2 protein-coding genes are annotated in these 2,073 nt (G+C 28.9%); both read right to left on the bottom strand.

Features of this window, described 5'->3' with window-relative positions:
• Positions 1–76: 76 nt before the first annotated feature.
• Entirely contained in the window at positions 77–1,126 is a 1,050-nt protein-coding gene (locus tag IF125_RS14090; protein WP_171622334.1) for an acyltransferase family protein, read from the bottom strand.
• On the bottom strand, positions 1,126–1,731 hold the full coding sequence (locus IF125_RS14095; RefSeq protein ID WP_171622335.1) for an IMPACT family protein: 606 nt from the start codon (positions 1,729–1,731) through the stop codon (positions 1,126–1,128). Before IF125_RS14095 ends, IF125_RS14090 begins: the two co-directional genes overlap by 1 nt.
• Positions 1,732–2,073: the final 342 nt, after the last annotated feature.

Below are 2,073 nucleotides of genomic sequence, written 5' to 3' on the forward strand. Positions count from 1 at the left end.
ATGAGCCCGATACAATATCGAACTCATTTTTATAATTATTAATTTTTAATCTGTCCAAACTTTTGGGTGCAGTCTACTACCTTACTTTTTCTTTTATCCATTTTGCAACAGGTTTCTCGAAATATTCAAAAGTCAAAGCGCTTAAAATTAAGGCAACGGCGAAATAAATTCCAATCTTCAGAAAATCGTTTATTGCAGGTAGATATTGGTTTCCATATTTTATCACAATCATGTGAATCATATAAAAAGCAAAACTAATTTCACCCAAATAAACCAGTGTTTTATGTTGTAATAGTTTAGAAAAGAATCCGCGTTGTAAAGCAAAAATTAAAACAATTCCAACCATCGGAATCCAATAATAAATTCCATAACGAAACGCTCTTGCAACATTATTATGGAAGTAAAAAAAGATGGATAAAACGATAATTGCAGCCAATTCGATTAAAGTTCCTTTCGGTAAATTAATAGGTGATTTTTTTATTTTTTTATAGATCTGACAGGTAATAATTCCTAAAATAAAATCTAAACTACGAACCAAAGGATTGATGTAGAAAATAGCTTTTTCCATTTTCATATCTGTTCTAAAATAGGGTTCTGCAAAGATAATAATCGGAATTGCTAACAATAAAATGTATTTCAGTTTCGGGAATTTATACAGCCAAATGACATAAAATGGAAACATGAAATAAAAGAATAATTCAGTCGAAATACTCCACGAAACATTGTTGATAGAAAAGTAAAAATCTTTTATCGGAATGTATGATTGTAACAAAAATAGATTTGCTCCAGCAATATCCCAATGAAAAGTACCTTGCCAAACATTTAGTATAACAAAAGGTAACATGACGCAAAATGTAAGCACATGCAATGGATAAATTCGGGCAATTCGGGCAATGTAAAATTTCTTTTTATTGAAGTTAGGATTTTCGATGATTTTATTTTCGTAATTAAGTGCTAAAACGAAACCACTTAGGATAAAGAAAAAACCAACCCCTAAATACCCTTCGAAAAAGACATTATTTTTTAGAAAGTTATACCACGCTAAATCTGTTTTAACAAACGTTAAATGACTCAAAAAAACAGCAAAAGCAAAGAAAAAACGTAAAGAAGTTAAACTGTTTAACATTAGTCAATAATTTTGATTTCCATTTGATAATATTCTTTAAACATCTGAATAAATTCGTCTATTTTACTTTCTCTCACCGAAATGGTAAACATGCATTTATCCGAAAAATGTTTGTCTTTTATTTCGCCCGAAATTCGCTCTACATTGCGTTCAACAATTCCTTGTTGATCATAATTAAAAACCATTTTAATACGTTTCGAAACAAATTTTTCAACAATAGTGGCTTCTTCCAATACAACTTGAGCAGCATATTTATACGCTTTTACTAAGCCTGGAATTCCTAATTTTGTGCCACCAAAATAACGTACAGAAACAATTAATATATTGGTAATTTCACTTGATAAAATTTGATTGTAAATTGGTAAACCAGCAGATCCACTTGGTTCTCCATCATCATTTGCGCGATGATTTTTTTTGTCTATGCCCAAAATATAAGCGTAACAATGATGATTTGCATCAGGATGAATTTCACGTAATTGATCTAAATATATTTTGATCTCATCTTCATTTTCAACTGGATACGCAAAGTTGATGAATTTGCTACCCAATTCCTTGAAAATTACATCCTCTACAGGTTTTTCGATTGTACGATAATTGTCTGTCATGTTCTATTGAAAAGTAGCACAAAGATAGTTTAAATCGTACTTTAAAGAAAAAAAGGTTTTGTATTTATGAATGATGAAAAACGTTCTTTAAATGAAAACATATTTATTTTTAATCATATTAATATTTTCGAATATAGTTTTCTCTCAAAATATTTCAAAAAAGGAGTTCAAAAAAAACATTAATAATTCTATGAATGATTCATATAACGATGAAATTATAACAGATAATAGAGATAGTATATTTTACAAAAGTGAAAATTTAAAGATTTATAAGCCATGTTCAAGTTATAAGTGCAACTGGCCAAGTAGATTTTAGTTTTTCGATAGGGCTAATATAGCCAA

Source organism: Empedobacter stercoris (assembly GCF_020281205.1).
Lineage (GTDB): Bacteria > Bacteroidota > Bacteroidia > Flavobacteriales > Weeksellaceae > Empedobacter > Empedobacter stercoris.